The sequence below is a fragment of the Variovorax sp. OV084 genome, from assembly GCF_900111625.1.
Classification (GTDB): Bacteria; Pseudomonadota; Gammaproteobacteria; order Burkholderiales; family Burkholderiaceae_C; genus Variovorax.
This window is the reverse complement of the sequence record NZ_FOII01000018.1, coordinates 1-15,802: the sequence shown is the minus strand read 5'-3', so window position 1 is coordinate 15,802 and position 15,802 is coordinate 1. Positions and strand designations below refer to the sequence as shown.

Annotated in this window: 12 protein-coding genes; 6 read left to right on the top strand and 6 right to left on the bottom strand. The window is 65.6% G+C overall.

The features are described from left to right. Positions 1-156 precede the first annotated feature (156 nt). Positions 157-1,026 carry an NmrA/HSCARG family protein gene (locus BMW87_RS28520; RefSeq protein WP_093080727.1) on the bottom strand — a complete coding sequence of 290 codons (870 nt, stop codon included), beginning with the start codon at positions 1,024-1,026 and terminating at the stop codon, positions 157-159. A 40-nt stretch (positions 1,027-1,066) separates the two neighbouring features. Beyond that, positions 1,067-2,008 (bottom strand): NADP-dependent oxidoreductase, encoded by a 942-nt coding sequence (locus tag BMW87_RS28515; protein ID WP_093080725.1) that lies wholly within the window; start codon positions 2,006-2,008, stop codon positions 1,067-1,069. A 104-nt stretch (positions 2,009-2,112) separates the two neighbouring features. Between BMW87_RS28515 and BMW87_RS28510 the strand changes: the two genes are divergently transcribed. Further along, complete coding sequence (locus tag BMW87_RS28510; protein ID WP_093080722.1) at positions 2,113-2,988, top strand: LysR family transcriptional regulator; 876 nt, start codon at positions 2,113-2,115, stop codon at positions 2,986-2,988. 61 nt (positions 2,989-3,049) lie between these two features. Continuing rightward, the gene (locus BMW87_RS28505; RefSeq protein ID WP_093080884.1) at positions 3,050-4,687 is read left to right on the top strand and encodes an alpha-amylase family glycosyl hydrolase; all 1,638 of its coding nucleotides are present in this window, start codon (positions 3,050-3,052) and stop codon (positions 4,685-4,687) included. A gap of 4 nt (positions 4,688-4,691) precedes the next feature. Here BMW87_RS28505 and BMW87_RS28500 read toward each other — a convergent pair whose 3' ends face one another. The 4 genes from BMW87_RS28500 to BMW87_RS28485 are packed head-to-tail and all read right to left on the bottom strand — an operon-like array spanning position 4,692 to position 11,432. Next, the gene (locus BMW87_RS28500) at positions 4,692-6,938 is read right to left on the bottom strand and encodes a CocE/NonD family hydrolase (protein ID WP_256216955.1); all 2,247 of its coding nucleotides are present in this window, start codon (positions 6,936-6,938) and stop codon (positions 4,692-4,694) included. Between the two features lie 41 nt (positions 6,939-6,979). Then, a complete protein-coding gene (locus BMW87_RS28495; protein WP_093080717.1) occupies positions 6,980-8,740 on the bottom strand; it encodes an ABC transporter ATP-binding protein/permease in 1,761 nt (586 codons plus the stop codon). 2 nt (positions 8,741-8,742) lie between these two features. Beyond that, positions 8,743-10,146, bottom strand: a complete 1,404-nt coding sequence (locus BMW87_RS28490; RefSeq protein WP_093080715.1) for a glycoside hydrolase family 15 protein — start codon at positions 10,144-10,146, stop codon at positions 8,743-8,745. Continuing rightward, positions 10,143-11,432, bottom strand: coding sequence for a glucoamylase family protein (locus tag BMW87_RS28485; RefSeq protein ID WP_093080712.1), 1,290 nt, complete (start codon positions 11,430-11,432; stop codon positions 10,143-10,145). The genes BMW87_RS28490 and BMW87_RS28485 overlap by 4 nt, the downstream gene beginning before the upstream one ends. Positions 11,433-11,592: 160 nt before the next feature. Here BMW87_RS28485 and BMW87_RS28480 point away from each other — a divergent pair, with 160 nt between their 5' ends. The 4 genes from BMW87_RS28480 to BMW87_RS28465 all read left to right on the top strand — a co-directional run bounded on the left by BMW87_RS28480 (position 11,593) and on the right by BMW87_RS28465 (position 15,498). Continuing rightward, entirely contained in the window at positions 11,593-13,716 is a 2,124-nt protein-coding gene (locus tag BMW87_RS28480; RefSeq protein ID WP_256216954.1) for a glycoside hydrolase family 3 N-terminal domain-containing protein, read from the top strand. A gap of 295 nt (positions 13,717-14,011) precedes the next feature. Beyond that, positions 14,012-14,326, top strand: coding sequence for a hypothetical protein (locus tag BMW87_RS35590; RefSeq protein ID WP_093080707.1), 315 nt, complete (start codon positions 14,012-14,014; stop codon positions 14,324-14,326). 287 nt (positions 14,327-14,613) lie between these two features. Continuing rightward, positions 14,614-15,135, top strand: coding sequence for a hypothetical protein (locus BMW87_RS28470; RefSeq protein ID WP_093058439.1), 522 nt, complete (start codon positions 14,614-14,616; stop codon positions 15,133-15,135). Between the two features lie 180 nt (positions 15,136-15,315). Next, positions 15,316-15,498, top strand: a complete 183-nt coding sequence (locus BMW87_RS28465) for a hypothetical protein (protein ID WP_093080705.1) — start codon at positions 15,316-15,318, stop codon at positions 15,496-15,498. Positions 15,499-15,802: the final 304 nt, after the last annotated feature.

Sequence of the window (15,802 nt, the reverse complement as noted above, 5' to 3'; positions counted from 1 at the left end):
AAGTTTTCCCAACGGGGCGACTGGCCGCTCCTAGCCGATAGTACTCACCCGCGCTTTGCCGCCAAATGCCAGTAACCGCCGCGCACGGAACGGACATCAGGTCCCCAGAGCGCAGCGTGTGATGCGGTCCCAGCCGACGTACGCGAAGCACGCAGCCTACGACGCGGCTACGGCCTCCTTGACGAAGTCGGTGTACTTGCGCAGAGGACGCCCGAGGATGGCCTGCAGGCGATCCGCGGCGCCGTCCGCGCCATGCATGCCGAACTTCTGGATCCCGGCCATCATCAGGCGCATATCGTAGGCAAGCCAGGACGGCCCCGATGTGGCCATCTGCGCTTCGAAGGCCGCCACGTCGTCTCCGCCGTAAGCCACTTCACGACCGAGCGCAGCACTCCAGATCTTGGCCACCGACTCTCCGGTCAACAGCTCGGGCCCGACCAGCTCCAGCATCACGCGTGGTGCCGGCGCGGTCGCGCGATCGCGGCGCAGCAGTTCGGCGACGGCGGCGTCCGCGATGTCTCGTGCATCGATCATCGCGACGCCCGTGGAGCCGATCGGCATCGGGTAGACGCCGTAGCCCTGGATCACCTGCTGGACCATGCGCTCGTTCTGCATGAAGTAGGCCGGCCGAAGGACGGTTGCCGGAATGTCGAGGCTCTCGATCATTCGCTCGACCGTGTGCTTGCCGGTGAAGTGCGGCACATCGGTGAACTTGTCTGCATGGATGACCGAGAGGTAGACGATGCGCTCGATGCCAGCTTCGCGCGCCAGGTTCAGCGCGACGAGGGCCTGGGTCACTTCGTCGGGCGTGACGGCGTTCAGCAGGAACAGCGTGCGCACCGAAGACAGTGCCGCGCGCAATGAGGGCACGTCGGTCAGGTCGCCGACGACCTCCTTGACGCCGGTCGGAAAGCCCTGCTTTCCGGGTGTGCGAACGAAGGCGCTGACTTCGGCGCCGGCACTGGCCAGGCCTTGGACGACGAGGGAACCGATGGTGCCGGTGGCACCGGTGACGAGAATGCTCATGGAAATCTCCTGGGAGGTTGGTGGGTGATGAAAAGATCGATCAGCGCGAGAAGTCCGCAACGACCTTGCCGATGCGCGGGTCGGTGCGATTGCGTTCGATGGCGGCGGGGATGTCGCCGAAGCCCACGACTTCGTCGAGCTTCGAAATCAGCGTGCCTCCGGCGATCTCTGCCGCCAGCCGTTCCAGGAGCGCCGCGTCCGGCTTGCTCATGAACCACAGTCCGCGGCGGCCGGGAGGCGTGCGTACAAGGATGTCAGGCGAGGACGTGCCGACGATCGCGCCGTCTTTCGTCAGCACCTGCCACGAGCGATCGAGCACTTCGCCGCCGACGTAGTCGAGCACAAGGTCGATGTCGCGTGCGACCGACTCGAAGCGTTCGGTGCGGTAGTCGATGACGTGGTCCGCGCCCAGGCTGCGCACGTACTCGACGTGGGCGGTAGACGCCGTCGCGAAGACTTCGGCGCCTGCCTGCTTGGCGTACTGCACGGCATAGCCGCCCAGCCCTCCGGCTGCACCATGGATGAGGATTCGCTGGCCTGCGGCGATCGGACCCGCGTGGTGCAGGCTTTGCCAGGCGGCCACGGCCGCGACGGGGACGGCGGCCGCATGGACGTCGTCCAGGCCTTGCGGCGTGCGTACGAGCTTCGCCTCGTCGACTGCCACGAACTCGGCATAGGCACCCAGGCCGCCCAGCGGGCCCATGACGCGATCGCCCACGCGAAAACGCGAGGCGCCGGAGCCAAGCGCTTCGACGACACCCGCAAGCTCGATACCCAGCACGGCGGGCAGTTGAAGCGGGAACGCGTCCCGGACGAAGCCTTCACGAATCTTCCAGTCGATGCCGTTCACGCCGGCCGCCCGGACGCGCACCAGGACCTGGCCCTGTCCGGCCGTGGGCCTCGCGGTCTCGGCGACCTCGGCGGCGGCAGCACCGCCATAGGCCCGGATAAGCACGGCACGTTGAGTGATGGTGGTGGTCATTTCAGTTTTCTCCTGTTGAAGTTGCGGTAAGGAGAAGATAAGTCGTTGCATTGTTAAAACGAAGATCCGAAAATGAAGACACCTCGTTTCAATTTCGGAACACCATGGATCTGAACGCACTGAGCGACTTCGCGCTCGTCGCAATGAACGGCGGCCTCGGAAAAGCAAGCCGCGCGAGCGGTAGATCGAAGGCGACCTTGTCCCGGCGCATTGCCGATCTGGAAGAGCAACTCGGCGTGCGGCTCATCGAGCGCAGCGCCCGCGGGCTCAAGCTCACAGAAGCCGGGCAGATGCTGATGGACCGCACCGAAGGGCCGATGCACGAGGTGGCCGACGCCATGACTTCCGCGCGCGAGGGCTTGTCGGTGCCCCGCGGACGCCTGCGCATCGCTTCGCCGGTGCTGTTCTCCCAGCTGGCGATGGGCCGCATCTCCGCCGAGTTCTGCACGGCCTACCCCGAGGTCAGCTGCGAGGTGGTGGCGGACGATCGCCTGGTGGACCTCGTCGAGGAGCAGTTCGACGCCGCAATCCGGATCAATCCAAGCCCGGACAGCAGCCTCGTCGGCCGGTGTTTTGCCAAAGACCGGCTGGTGGTCGTGGCCGCGCCCTCCGTGCCCGTGCCTATGCCAGGCAAGGTCAGCCCGGTCCCAGGCATCGTCTCGACAAGCTTTCAACCCACGAACTGGACGCTCGACGACGGACGCCTTGTCCTGGAGCCGATTCCGAGGCTCAGACTTTCCTCGTTCCTGATGATTCGCGACGCTGCGATCGCCGGCGCTGGCGTTGCCCTGATGCCGCAGTCGATCGCATGGAACCAGCTGACGCGCGGAGAACTGGTTCAGTGGGGCATGGTTTCAGGCGTGGAGGTCGCGCTCTGGGTCCTGCATACGTCGAGGCGACTCCCTGCACCGAAGGTTCGGGCGTTCGTCGATTTCATGTGCGCGCAGTATCCGCAGGGGTCTCTCGTACTGAACGGCTAGGTCAGCTGTTTTCTTTCTGGAGAAAATGGACCCACCCGAAACCGAGCATGAGGGGATCAAGATGTCAGCCGACGACTGGTGGAAGTGCGGAATCGTCTATCAGGTCTACCCGCGTTCGTTCCAGGACAGCAACGGCGATGGCATCGGGGACCTGGGCGGAATCCGCGCCCGGCTGGATCATCTGGTCTCGCTCGGCGTCGATGCCATCTGGATCTCGCCGATCTATCCCTCGCCGATGGCCGACTTCGGGTACGACATCTCCGATTTTTGCGACGTCGATCCGCACTTCGGCACGCTGGACGGCTTCGATGCGCTGGTGCAGGAGGCCCACGCGCGAGAGCTCAAGCTCATCCTGGACTTCGTGCCCAACCACACGTCGGACCGTCATCCGTGGTTCGTGCAGAGCCGCAGCGCACGCAGCGATCCGCGACGCGACTGGTACATCTGGCGCGACCCGGCGCCGGGCGGCGGGCCGCCCAACAACTGGCTCAGCAATTTCGGCGGCCCGGCCTGGGCCTTCGATGCGACCACCGGCCAGTACTACTGCCATTCGTTCCTGAAGGAGCAGCCCGACCTCAACTGGCGCAACCCCGAAGTGCGAGCCGCGATGTACGAGGTGCTGCGCTTCTGGCTTCGGCGTGGCGTCGACGGATTCCGTGTCGACGTGCTCTCTCAAATCATCAAGGACGCGCAGTTCCGCGACAACCCGCCGAATCCGGACTTCGCCCCGGGCCAGGACCCATTTTTTCGCTGGCTGATGCTCTACAACACCGACCTGCCGGAGGTGCAGCCGATCGTGGCCGAGATGCGCCGCGTGGTCGACGCGTTCAGCGACGCACGCTCGTCGCGCGTGCTGATCGGCGAGCTCTACCTGCCGCTCCCGCGCCTGGTCGCCTATTACGGACTCAACGCCGAAGGTGTGCTCGAAGGCGTGCAGCTGCCCTTCAACTTCCAGCTGATCGCGACCGAGTGGCGGGCGGCGCGCATCGACCGCTTCGTGCGCGACTACGAAGCCGCCTTGCCCGCCGGCGCCCAGCCGAACTGGGTGCTGGGCAATCACGACAGACCTCGCATTGCGAGCCGCGTCGGCCCACAGATGGCGCGGCTCGCGGCCATGCTGCTGCTCACGCTGCGCGGCACGCCGACGCTCTACTATGGTGACGAGATCGGCATGACGGACGTCCCCATTCCCGCCGATGAAGTGCAGGACCCGTTCGAGAAGAACAAGCCTGGCATGGGCCTGGGTCGCGATCCGGAGCGAACACCCATGCAGTGGAGCGCGGCAGAGCATGCGGGCTTCTCGACCGGTACCCCGTGGCTGCGCCTGGCAGCCGACTGGCCCACGAACAATGTGGAGGCGCAATCGCACGACGCAGGGTCGATGCTGGCGCTCTACCGGCGCCTCATCGCGTTGCGCCGCGCGCAGCCCGCGCTGAACCGGGGCAACTTTGAAGCGCTTGAAACCGGGGGCGAGGTGCTCGCCTATGCGCGCAACGACGAAGGGCAGCGGCTGGTAGTGCTCTTGAACTTCGGCACCACCCCGGCGCCGATTTCGCCGGCGTTGATGCCGCACCAACCGATCGTGTTCGCATCGACCGATCCTGCGCGCGCCGAGTTCATCAAGGGGCCCCTGGTGCTGGCGCCTTGCGAAGGCGTCGTTATTGGCGCCGTGAACGACAAAGGTCTGGCGACACGATGAGCGATCAAGACTTGCCAGTCTGGATTTCGACGTAGCTGCGCGCATGCCAGCGCACCCGGATGGGCCATTTCGCGTCGGCAATGGTTTCCGAATTCACGTCCTTGCCGCTGCCGTAGTTGATCTGCCGGTCGGGACGCCTGTTGAGGCCGATCAGCAGCACGATGCGGCTGCCCGCCGCGAGCTTGCAGGCCGTCACGCGTTCGGCGGTGAACGCAAGCAGCTGACGCTCGCCGGCCCGCAGAAGCCGGCGACGCATGCGATGGCCTGCGTAGCTGGCGCGAAAGTCGTAGGGATCGAACAGCAGCTGGTATTCGCCGCTTGCCGTCTGCTCGTACAGCGAGATGTTGAAGTCCACGTCCTGCCGCGAGGGCGTGATGTCGAACACGCCGCGCAAGCTGCCGATGAGCTCGGTGCCCTCCGGGAGCGGATCACTGACAAAGCTGATGCTGTTGCGCGCCGGCAGTTGCTTCACGCGCAGCGCGTCCGGCCACGGAGTGCGCACGTCGCGTCGATCGGCGAGATCGACCGAGAGCCGCACGTTGCCACCGCCTTCGGATGGCGACGGCAACAGGCGGTGCGGGTCGTCGCGCTCGCGGGTATCGAGGTGAAGGCGCAGCCGGGTGCGCTGCGGCGCGTCCAGCGTCGGCGCATGGCGCCACTGGTCCGCGCCCATCACCTGGTAGTTGACGCGATCCATCAGCAGGGGAGGCTTGTTCGCGCCCTTCAGGATGTGGTCGAGCCATTGGTAGCGCAGATCGGGCAGGTCGATGCGTGCGGCGGGGTCGAGCGTGTAGCCGCGCAGCGTCGGCGCCGTGCCGCGCCGGATCGAGGCCGCGTCGTAGGGGCCGAGCAGCAGCGTCGTGTCGGCCTGCGGCCGGTTGCGACGATGCTCGTGGTGGTAGTAGAGCGCGCCGGCATCGGCACCGTAGTAGCCGGCAAAGCTGAGCACCGGGATGTCGATTCGCGCAAACTGCTCCGCCGACGGCAAGAACTTCTGCCAGTAGCGATCGTGACTCGGGTGCGTCAGCCAGGTTCGGATCAACCTGCTGCGCTTGCCCAGCAAGACGCGGTCTATGTCCCAGTAGGGGCGATTGCCACGGTGCCAGCGTGCGTCGAGTGCCTGCCACATCGTGTCCGGGTCCGCGTCGGCGTCGACGCCGGCCCGCAGGGGCTCGGCAGTCGCGTGCTCCTGCGCCCAGCGGACCATGGCGTTGCGGAAGATCTGTCCGGCCATCGGGAAGTCGATGCCCGGCGCCATCGGCGCGATCGTGGCAATGGCCTTGAGGGCAGCCGGTCTCCTGCGGGCGGCGGCCCAGGCGGCGTAGCCGGAGTAGCCGTCGCCGAGCATGGCGACGCGGCCGTCGCTCCACGCCTGCCGGGCAATCCAGTCGATGACGGCGGCGGCGTCTTCGCCGTCGCGAACGAACGGCCACACGGCGCCCTTGCCGTCAGGGGTGCGTCCGCGCACGTACGCCGTGACGCCGACGTAGCCTTTGGCGGCGCTGTGCTGTGCGTCGTCCTCGGCGGGATCGAGCGTGAAGCGCAGCAGCGTCGGCAGAGTTCCATTCGCGCGGCCGGGCCGAACCAGGTTCGCATGAATGACACCTCCGCGCACGGGAATCCTGACGTCGGCCTCCGCCACGTAGCGGTTGCGGTTTTCCGCAGCGAACAATTCGGGCAGCAGCGCACTGAAGCTGCGACGCGACTGGTACGAAAGCCAGGTTCGCACGAGCGCCAGCGCATCGGCCTGCGGGAGGCTGCCCTTCGCGCGCCAGAGATCGAAAGCCTGGCGCAGCGGCTCTCTGTACACCGCCGGCGGGATTTCGAGCCGCGCCATGATGGCCTGGGCTTGCGCGTTGTCGAGCGGCGACACCAGTTCCTGGAACGAGCGCGCGTAGGCTTCGGCGAAGCCGAGACGCCCGTCCGCTTCGAGCATGCGCGCACGCGCATAGATGCCGTCGAGGATCGCCCGCTGGACCAGGTCGTCGAACGGCTTGCCCTGACGGCGGCTGCGCAGGGAGCCGCTGCTGTCGTAGGCTGCACGGTAGGCGCCGCTGACGATCTGCAGGGCGGTCAGGTTGGCCAGGAAGACATCGGTGTCCGCCTCCTGGTACACCGGCAAGATGCGCTCGGCCAGATCCCGCATCAGGTCCGCCGCGGTGGCATCGTCAGGATCGCGCGGTGGCCGGAAGCCGAAATCGGCCGCCAGGGACCAGGTGGGCCACGCGGGCAGCGCAAGAATCAGCCGCATGAGGGCGCGACGCGCACGACTGACGGTTGACCCGGGGTGTCTCATGGTCGCTGCTCCTCGGGTGCGGCGTTCGGCGCCTTGACCAGATGCACCACCCGCGTGAACAGCCGATCGTGCGCTCCTCCGGCCGAGCCTATATGAACAATGCCCGTGTGCGTGAGCTTGCCCAGCGCGTCGATGATGAGTTCGAGCGTGTCGTCGTCGAATGCGCCGAAGGCTTCGTCCATCACCAGCCAGGGCGGCGCCTGCAGCACCACGCGGGCGAAGCCCAGCCGCAACTGCTCGTCCATGCTGAGCTCGCTCTCCCAGCGACCCGTCTTGTTCAGCAATTGCTCCAAACGCTGGAGGCCCACACTCGCCAGCGCGGCCACCATGGCTTCTCTCGGATAGGTCGATGGCTCCATCGCATACGACAGCACTTCGGCCAGCGTGCCGCGGGGAATGTAGGGCGTGCCGCGCGGCATGTAGTGGATCGTCTCGCCGACGGGCCGGCGCACGGTGCCGCAGCCCCAGGGCCAGAGGCCCGCGAGCGCCCGGAACAGCAGGGTCTTCTCCGTGCCCGGTGTGCCGAGGATCAGGACGCACTGGCCGCGGTGCACGACGAGACTGGGGTCGTCCAGCTGATCGTGGCCGCTCCAGGAGCGAACCTCGAGCGCTTCGATCGCGAGCGTCCCGGCTTCGCTCTCTTCGTAGGCGATGCGGCTGCCGCCTGCCTGTGCCTCCAGATCGGAGGCCAGCATCCGGCGCAGGTCGGTGACACGCAGCAGCGTGGCGCGCCAGTCGGCAATGATGCTGAAGTTGTCGACGAACCAGCGCAGCGACGACTGCGCCTGCGTGAAGGCCGCGGCAGCCATCATCAAGCCGCCGAACGAAACCTTCCCGGAGAAGTAGAGGGGGGCGGCCACCAGCGTCGGCGCGATGATGGTGACCCAGCCGAAGCCCGCGGTGACCCAGGTCAGGTTGGTCAGCCCGAGCACCACGCGCGACGTGGCGCGCAAGACGTCGCCGAAATGCATGGCAACGCGACGCTTCTCGTCGGCCTCGCCACCAGCCAGGGAGATGCCGTCCAGATGCTCGTTGATGCGCGTCAGCGAGAAGCGCAATTCGCCTTCACGCGCGTAGCGCTCGGCGTTGCGCGAGATCAGGCCGTTGCCGACCCAGTAGGTGAGCAGCGAGCCGGCGATCGCATAGGCAATTGCCGCCCACAACATGAAGCCCGGCAACACGTGGTCCTCGCCGTTGAAGAAGAGGCTGAAGTCCTTGGAGATGACCCACAGCACGCTCGCAAAGCTGCCGAACAGCATCGCTGCCTGCAACAGACCCACGCCGAGGGTGACCGACAGATCGCACAGCTTCAGCGTGTCGTCGTGCATGCGCTGATCCGGATGAGCCCCCATCGGGCCGCTGGCCTGGAGCCAGAACGCCCGGCGCGGCTGCAGCCACAGCCCCACGAGGTCATTGACCACGGCCTCGCGCAGCTTCAGCTGCAAGGTTTCGCCCAGCCACCTCTGTGCGACGTTCAAGACCAGCAGCACGCCCGCAATGATGGCGAAGACGCCTACCTGCACGACGAATTCGCTCAGGTCGCGACGCGAGATCGCATCGTAGAACGGCTTGTTCCAGCTATTGAGTTCGATCTGCCCATAAGCCGTGAGCGCGACGACCACGACGATCGCGCCCATCAGCACGACAAGCGTTTTCGCGACCGGAGACACTCGCAAGGCGCCGAGCAACTCGCGGACCTGACGGAAGACACCGGCTCTTGCAGCCGGCTCGACACGGTTCTCAGGCCTCGCGCTCATCGCTACCGCGGCACCTGACAAGCGGCGGCCGCGATGCGGCGCGCCGAGACACACGAAATGAAGGCGGCGTGGCTCCATGCCAGTTGCTTCGCCGAGGTCTGCGCGCCGCTGCGCTGGTCGAACTGTTCCGACAGATCACCACCGGCCGGCGTGTACGCGCGCACGGTACCGAGGTAGGCGTCGCCGCGCCCCATCCACTGGTTCCAATGGCGTGCATCGCCGCCCATCGCCGCGGCGCGGAAACAGAACTCGGCGGCGCCGAGTGTCGAGAAAAAGTACGCACCGCCCGAGTAGTACACGTCGCCGGCGTACCGCCCCATCGCCGCGCCACGGCCTGCGGCGCGGCCGTGGTTGATCGGATAGGCTGCATCGAACAGCGCGTCGAGTCGCGTCAGCGTGGCCTGCATGCGCGGATCGGCCGGGCCATGCGCGGCCTCGGTGCCGAGGCTGTGGATTGCCGACAGGATCACCGCGATGTCCAGCGCCTTCGCACTGGGCCGGCCGTCTGCCAGCACGCGTGAACGGTAGTAGCCGCGCGTCGAGTCGCGGTCGTCTGACTGTTCGTCTCGTTCGTCCACCCAGTAGTCGTCGAGCAGGCGCTGCACGGCCCGCGACTCCTCCCGGCAGCGCTGCGCCAGCGCCGCGTCGCCCAGGCCCTCCAGCCATGCCGCGCCTTCGGCCAGCGCGGCCCCTGCGACGCGCAGTGTGTAGTAGTGGTGGCCGAGCTCTTCCTCCCAGATGTCGTATGACGGCTCGCGCCAGTGACGCAGCGTGAAGTCGATGTCGAAGCGAATCAGCGGCGTGACCTCCGCCAGCAGGGCCGCGTCGAGGTGCCCGCCGGCCGCCCAGCGCAGCAGCGCCAGCGCGCGCAATGGCGGCCCGTCGTGCTGGGGGCGCGCCCAGCGGAGGACATCGAGCGTACCGTCGGGGTTCACCCTCGTTTCGGCGACGACGGCATCGCCGTGGACGCTCGCGAGGTCATGGTCTTCGCGCAGGTACTGCAGGAGTTCGGGGGCCACGCGCGCTCTGCGGCTCTGCTCCGCGGGAACCGCGCGGCCGTCGAGCCCGTTCACGGCAAGGCTGAAGCGGGTGAAATCGCGCAGATGCTGCAGGGCTTCGTCGCCGATGCGTCCGTCGACGTAGAGCAGGCGCAATGCATCGATGACGACAGCAGAGTCCCGGAACCAATGAAAGAAGTAGTCCGGGTCCGGGTCGTAGTTGCCGAGTACGGGCGAGGCAATGATGGCGCCGGCGACCGGCCGTATGGTCTGACCGAAGCCGGGGCGATGCTTGACGATAGACACCGGCGAGATGCAGGGCAGCATCGCGCTCGCCGAATGGGACAGCTGTCTTTCGAGCCATGACTCGAAAGCCGGGTCTTGCTGGCTCGCCACGCTGAAGGTCACGGTGCAGGCGACTCGAGGTGCGGGCTGCTGAAGTCCAGGGCGCGCAGCCCGGCCTGCACTTCGGGCACGCTCATGAACAGTTTCCACAGAAGGCCCGTGCGATGGTTCTCCATCATCACGACGATCGGGCCCTGGTCGATGGCGAGATATGTCTCTGCGAACCAACCGCGCCGTTCGCAGAACGCATCGATGAAGCCGTAGTCCTTCCACAAGCGCGTGCCATGCACGGTGAGGAAATGCCGCAGAACCTGCATCACCTCGGTGGGCGCATACGGCAGGCTGGCCAGCGCAGCCGTCGGCGAAATGGTGCCGTTGTCGATGTCCGGGGCGTGCGCGAGGTAGCCGTCGGGGTCGTCGCTGGCGGTCAGGCCCCAGCACGATTCACCGTAGCCCGGATGGCCATGAGGATTGGCGATGCAGTGCGCACGGTTGATCTGCAGGTGGCGGCAGTTGAGGTCCCAGTAGTCGGCGTAGCGATCCTTCAGGCCGTGCGGATCGAGGCCGCAGAACGAGTAGTGCGTGAAGAACAGCGGGCCGCCGTACGGCATGCCCAGCGGTATCTCGATGCCGTAGTACGACCGGCCGTTGAGGAAACCGGCCCCCGCCGCGAAGCCGCGGTGGTACACCCGCGGATCGATCGCATGGCGCGGCGCGGCCGCAGCCAGCAGGTAGCTGATGAGGCACTCGTTCCAGCCGCGCACTTCATGGTTCATCGCCCAGCCGTGGTTCGGGCTCCAGTGCCAATACAGCACGTCCCGCCCGCTCTGGGTGAACCAGTTCCATTCGACCTCGTGCCACAGCGTGTCGATGTCGCTGCGCAACCGGCGCGCCGCGGCCGTGTCTTCGCTGAAATACTGGCGCGCACAGAGCAGGCCCATGCAGAGGAACGAGGTCTCGACCAGATCGCCCGCGTCGTCCTTTGGGCTCATCGGGATCGTCTCGCCGCTCGCTGCGTCCATGAAGTGGGGGAAGGCGCCGTGGTAGCGCCTGGCGCGAAAGAGGGCGTCCCGCATGCGCCCCAGGCGCTCCAGCGCTGCGTCCCGCGTGACCCAGCCGCGCTCCACCGCGACGATCATGGCCATGATGCCGAAGCCCGTCCCGCCGATCGCGACCCTGTCATCGGGCAGGTCTTCGCCCGTGGCGCCGACGAGCGTGCGGCGGTCGAGCGCCAGGCCGCTGTCGGCATCCGCACCGTCCCAGAAATAGCGGAAGGTCTGCCGCTGCACGGCGTCGATCAAGGCTTCATCGGGCAGGGCTGCCAGTGCCCTCGGGTTCCTGTCATCCATCAACACGAACGGTTCCTTTCGTTGTTGTCCCGGGTGTCACGTTTGGTTTCACCGAATCATCGGCGACGCCACGCGGCTGAGGGCTCTTCGCCCGCAGCATGCCATCATTAGGCCCCCTGGGTTCTATTCGAAATCCCTGATGAGTCGCATCGATACTCTCATGGCCCGGATGACGCTAGCCGAAAAGCTGGGTCAACTGACGATGACTGCCTCCGGCTACACGATCACCGGGCCGGTGCTCGCGGGAGACTCCACGCAGTCGATCATCGACGGCACCGTCGGCAATCTGCTGAACATGGTCGGCGCCGGTCACACGCACGAGATGCAGCGACTGGCCGTCGAGAAGTCGCGGCTCGGCATTCCGCTGCTGATCGGCCTGGACATCATTCATGGCCATCGCACGCTCTTTCCGATCCCGCTTGCGGAGGCCGGCACCTTCGACGAAGACCTCTGGGAGCGCACGGCGCGGGAGGCCGCACGCGAAGGCGCTGCCGACGGCTTGGCGATGACTTTTGCGCCGATGCTCGATGTATCGCGCGATCCCCGCTGGGGCCGTACCGCGGAAGGACCCGGCGAAGACCCTTGGCTTAACGCACGCATCGCGCAGGCCAAGGTGCGCGGGTTCCAGGGGGCAGACCTTTCATCGGCCGATTCGCTGGCCGCCTGCGCGAAGCATTTCGTCGCATACGGCGCAGTCACCGCAGGGCGGGAGTACGCCGCCGTGGACATCTCCGAGCGCACCTTGCACGAGGTGCATCTGCCAGGCTTCGCAGCAGCGGTGCGCGCCGGCGTTGCAACGCTGATGCCCGCCTTCACCGATCTCAACGGCGTGCCGATGACTGCGCACATCCCCTTGCTGCGCGACTGGCTGCGCGGCGAGATGGGCTGGGACGGCGTCATCGTCAGCGACTACAACGCGATCGCGGAATTGATCAAGCACGGCGTCGCGGCCGATCTCGTCGATGCCGCAGTACTGGCGCTGAAGGCCGGCGTCGACATCGACATGATGGCCGACGCGTATCGCAAGGGTCTGCCCATCGCGCTCGCGCAGGGACGGGTGACGATCGAAGAGATCGACGCGAGCGTGCGCCGCGTGCTGCGGCTCAAGGAGCAGCTCGGCCTGTTCGACGACCCTTACCGCCGCGGCGCGACACCCGAACTCGCGGCGGTTGTCGCCGAGCGGCACGCGGTGGCGCGCGACGCCGCGCGCAAGGCCATCGTCATGCTGAAGAACGAGCGCGACACCCTGCCTTTGCCAGCTGCGGCGAAGGCACTGTGCGTCATCGGCCCGCTGGCCGACGCAAGCACCGAGATGAAAGGCCCGTGGTGGGGTGCCGGCGAACACGAGCCGGCCGTCAGCGTGCTTGCCGGCTTGCGCGCCGCGCTGCCGCAGACCGACATACGCCATGCACCCGGCGTCGCCATCGAGAGTGATGACGACAGCGGCATCGAAGCTGCCGCCCTGCTGTGCGATGGCGCCGACGCCGTTCTGCTGTGCCTGGGCGAGCGTGCCACCATGAGCGGCGAGGCCGCGAGCCGCGCCACGCCCGCGCTTCCCGGTCGACAACAGGCCCTGGCCGAAGCGGTGACGGCACGTGCAAAGGCGCTCGGCATCCCCGTCGTCGCAATCTTGTTCTCGGGCCGCCCGCTCGTCGTGCCCTGGCTGTCCGAACACGCCGATGCGCTGCTGGCTGCGTGGTTCCTCGGTATCGAAGCCGGCCATGCGATCGCCGATGTGGTCACGGGCCAGGCAACGCCAAGTGGCCGCACGCCGATGAGCTGGCCGCGCGCCGTCGGGCAGCTGCCGATCTACTTCGGCCAGCGTCCCACCGGCCGGCCGATGAATCCCGCCGACTACTTCACGAGCAGGTACCAGGACGTCGAAAATTCGCCGCTGTATGCCTTCGGCCACGGCTTGACCTTCGGCCGGTTTGTCTACGACGAGCTTCAGGTAGAGCCGCGACGCGTGCGCGAGCAGGACGCGCTGAAGATCAGCGTCAGGCTGCGCAACGTTGGTGCGCGTGAGGCTGAAGAAACTGTCTTCCTGTTCGTTCGCGGCAAGCGGAGCCGTGTCACCCGGCCGTTGCTGGAACTCAAGGGCTACGCGAAGCTGCGATTGATGCCGGGCGAAGCCGGCTTGGTGAACCTGGAACTGCCGGCGGCCGAGTTGCGCTACCTCGGGCCGGACCTGCAGCCCTTGTTCGAGGCGGGCGAAGTCGAGATCTTCGTCGGGCCGAGTGCTGAGCAAACAGGGTTGCTGCGGCAGACCATTGAATTGTGTTGAAGCCCTAGGGCGTAGGGGCATGCCGTTACCCGTGGCTATACTGCGCCGGTCACGTCAAAAAGAGGCGTGATCGGGCTTGGACTCCCGTTGAAATCACTGCGACGCAAGCCGCAGTCACCCCGCAGGGTCTGCGGCTTCGTCGTTCGTGCTTCCAGTTTTGGCGGCTCGATGGGCGGGCGCAAGCCCGGCCGGTTTCACGCAAGTGGTTTCCCGGTAGTCCAACCCGTCGAGCCGCCGCCTCCGCTTGGACTCGGGGGTGTCGGTTTCAGCAAACCGAAACCCTTGGAGGCCATTCATGGCTGCATCTGCTCGCGCTTCTGCGCTCGTCTCTTCGTTTCCCGAATCTTCTGAAACTGCCAGCGTTGAAGCGCTTGTGCTGCAGGCGTGCGATGACATCGACAGCTTTCACGCTGTGCATCGCGCCTATGCGTGTCTTGAAAAGCTCATCGTTCCGCAGAGGATGAGCGATACGGAAGAGGTCTATCCGACGCGCGCCGAACTCGGCGCTCTGGTGCGGCTAGTTAATGAAGAACTGCAGCGGCGCGTCGAAACGGCCGAGGCTACGATTCAGTCGTTGCGTGCTGCCGCAGGCGAGGGCGGTGCGCAATGAAAAGATCGCCATGAACCATGTCCGTCGGCTTCGGGCCTTGTTGCGAGGGCCGTGCGCGAGGCTCCAGTCGGGCATGAATGTCGTACAGCGACCTTACCTAGATCGCCGGAAAGCAGACCTTCGCAGCATGCTCACAACACTAGTCGAACAGATTGGTATCGCGGCAATGAAAGCGCGTGCACACCAACTGAAGGCGCGTCAACAATCAATCGCTAGGAAGTCCAAAGTATTGAAGCTCGCCAATCGTGGCTAGGCAAGCGCAGCTTCGTTCACAACGCAAGGAGATCATGGAAAGCGAAAGAAAACGACTCGAGGAAGAGCAAACCTTCGCCATCTTTGCACTGCCTGAAGACTATGCGTACTACATCGGCCAGGTGGTGAGCATTGGTTCCGACGGCTTGAGGGTCGTTCGCAAGCAACTTTCGATAAAGAGTCCGTACAGAATTGAGGTAGTGCCTGCATCCAGCATTTCCAGAGTGGAATACGAGAGCGGCTTGGCGGCAACGCGAATCGTGGCGGGCGTACTGGTGCTGCTTCTACTAGTTGGCATCTTCTACTACTTGGGGGTTTATTGGGACAGCCTTGAGCCAGGGACGACCATCCGGGTCGGTCTGCTTGGGCTTGCCGGGATCTATGGGCTGAAGTGGGCCTTTATGTCGCGGCGGCACCAACTGACATTTCACCTCCACGACGGCAGTCGAGTTCGATGGCGCTCCCGCTCGGGCGACTTCAAATACAAAGAGCGGGTTGCCAGTCGTGCAGTGGAGCATTTAAGAGAGCTTGGATTGCTGGCCCGCAGTGCGGCATAGGGGGCTTGGCTTGACGCAATCCGGCCAGAACAAGACATCCAACATGCTTGCCAAATTGCCACCAGAATACCGCCAATAGGTCACCACGAATGAGCTGTTCGAGGGCCGGGTTGTCACAGCAACGCATGAGGGCGACATCATCCTCTGGGGGAGGAAGAAGCGGCATCTGCCAACGAAGCCATGGAGGTCGATGCATGCGCCCCAGGCTTTATCGCCTTTGCCGGGGACGGCGGCGGCGAGGTCTTCGCGTTCGACAACGCTGGAGCAATTTTCTTGCTGCCTATGATTGGTATGGAGCCGGAGGCTGCCATGCCGGTTGCCGCAGACTTTCTCGAGCTCTGCAGGGGCTTTCAACGCGAATGAGGGGGCACGCTCACAGCCGTGCGCCCTCGATGGCAAAGTTCGGCCAGAAGCAGACGGTCGCCGTGGCGGCTAAATTTGGCCAGAATGCTTATCCGCTCAATGTCCAAAGACCTCTTTCATGGTCTTTCATCACGAAGATAGGAACCAAACATGGGAATGCTCACTGACTTCTTTGTCGCGTCTGATGAGGATGCAGGCGCGTATGAAAATCGTCTTCTTGCGGACGATGAATCTTCCGAAGATGACCTGCGCTCGTTAGAGCGGGTTGAACACAAAGGCCTTACCGGAATTGAACTCGGGGCCC

Bases quoted from the DNA above. Each gene is read 5' to 3' on its own strand.
- BMW87_RS28520 (WP_093080727.1), bottom strand. From the start codon at position 1,026: ATGAGCATTCTCGTCACCGGTGCCACCGGCACCATCGGTTCCCTCGTC.
- BMW87_RS28515 (WP_093080725.1), bottom strand. From the start codon at position 2,008: ATGACCACCACCATCACTCAACGTGCCGTGCTTATCCGGGCCTATGGC.
- BMW87_RS28510 (WP_093080722.1), top strand. From the start codon at position 2,113: ATGGATCTGAACGCACTGAGCGACTTCGCGCTCGTCGCAATGAACGGC.
- BMW87_RS28505 (WP_093080884.1), top strand. From the start codon at position 3,050: ATGTCAGCCGACGACTGGTGGAAGTGCGGAATCGTCTATCAGGTCTAC.
- BMW87_RS28500 (WP_256216955.1), bottom strand. From the start codon at position 6,938: ATGCGGCTGATTCTTGCGCTGCCCGCGTGGCCCACCTGGTCCCTGGCG.
- BMW87_RS28495 (WP_093080717.1), bottom strand. From the start codon at position 8,740: ATGAGCGCGAGGCCTGAGAACCGTGTCGAGCCGGCTGCAAGAGCCGGT.
- BMW87_RS28485 (WP_093080712.1), bottom strand. From the start codon at position 11,432: ATGGATGACAGGAACCCGAGGGCACTGGCAGCCCTGCCCGATGAAGCC.
- BMW87_RS28480 (WP_256216954.1), top strand. From the start codon at position 11,593: ATGGCCCGGATGACGCTAGCCGAAAAGCTGGGTCAACTGACGATGACT.
- BMW87_RS35590 (WP_093080707.1), top strand. From the start codon at position 14,012: ATGGCTGCATCTGCTCGCGCTTCTGCGCTCGTCTCTTCGTTTCCCGAA.
- BMW87_RS28470 (WP_093058439.1), top strand. From the start codon at position 14,614: ATGGAAAGCGAAAGAAAACGACTCGAGGAAGAGCAAACCTTCGCCATC.
- BMW87_RS28465 (WP_093080705.1), top strand. From the start codon at position 15,316: ATGGAGGTCGATGCATGCGCCCCAGGCTTTATCGCCTTTGCCGGGGAC.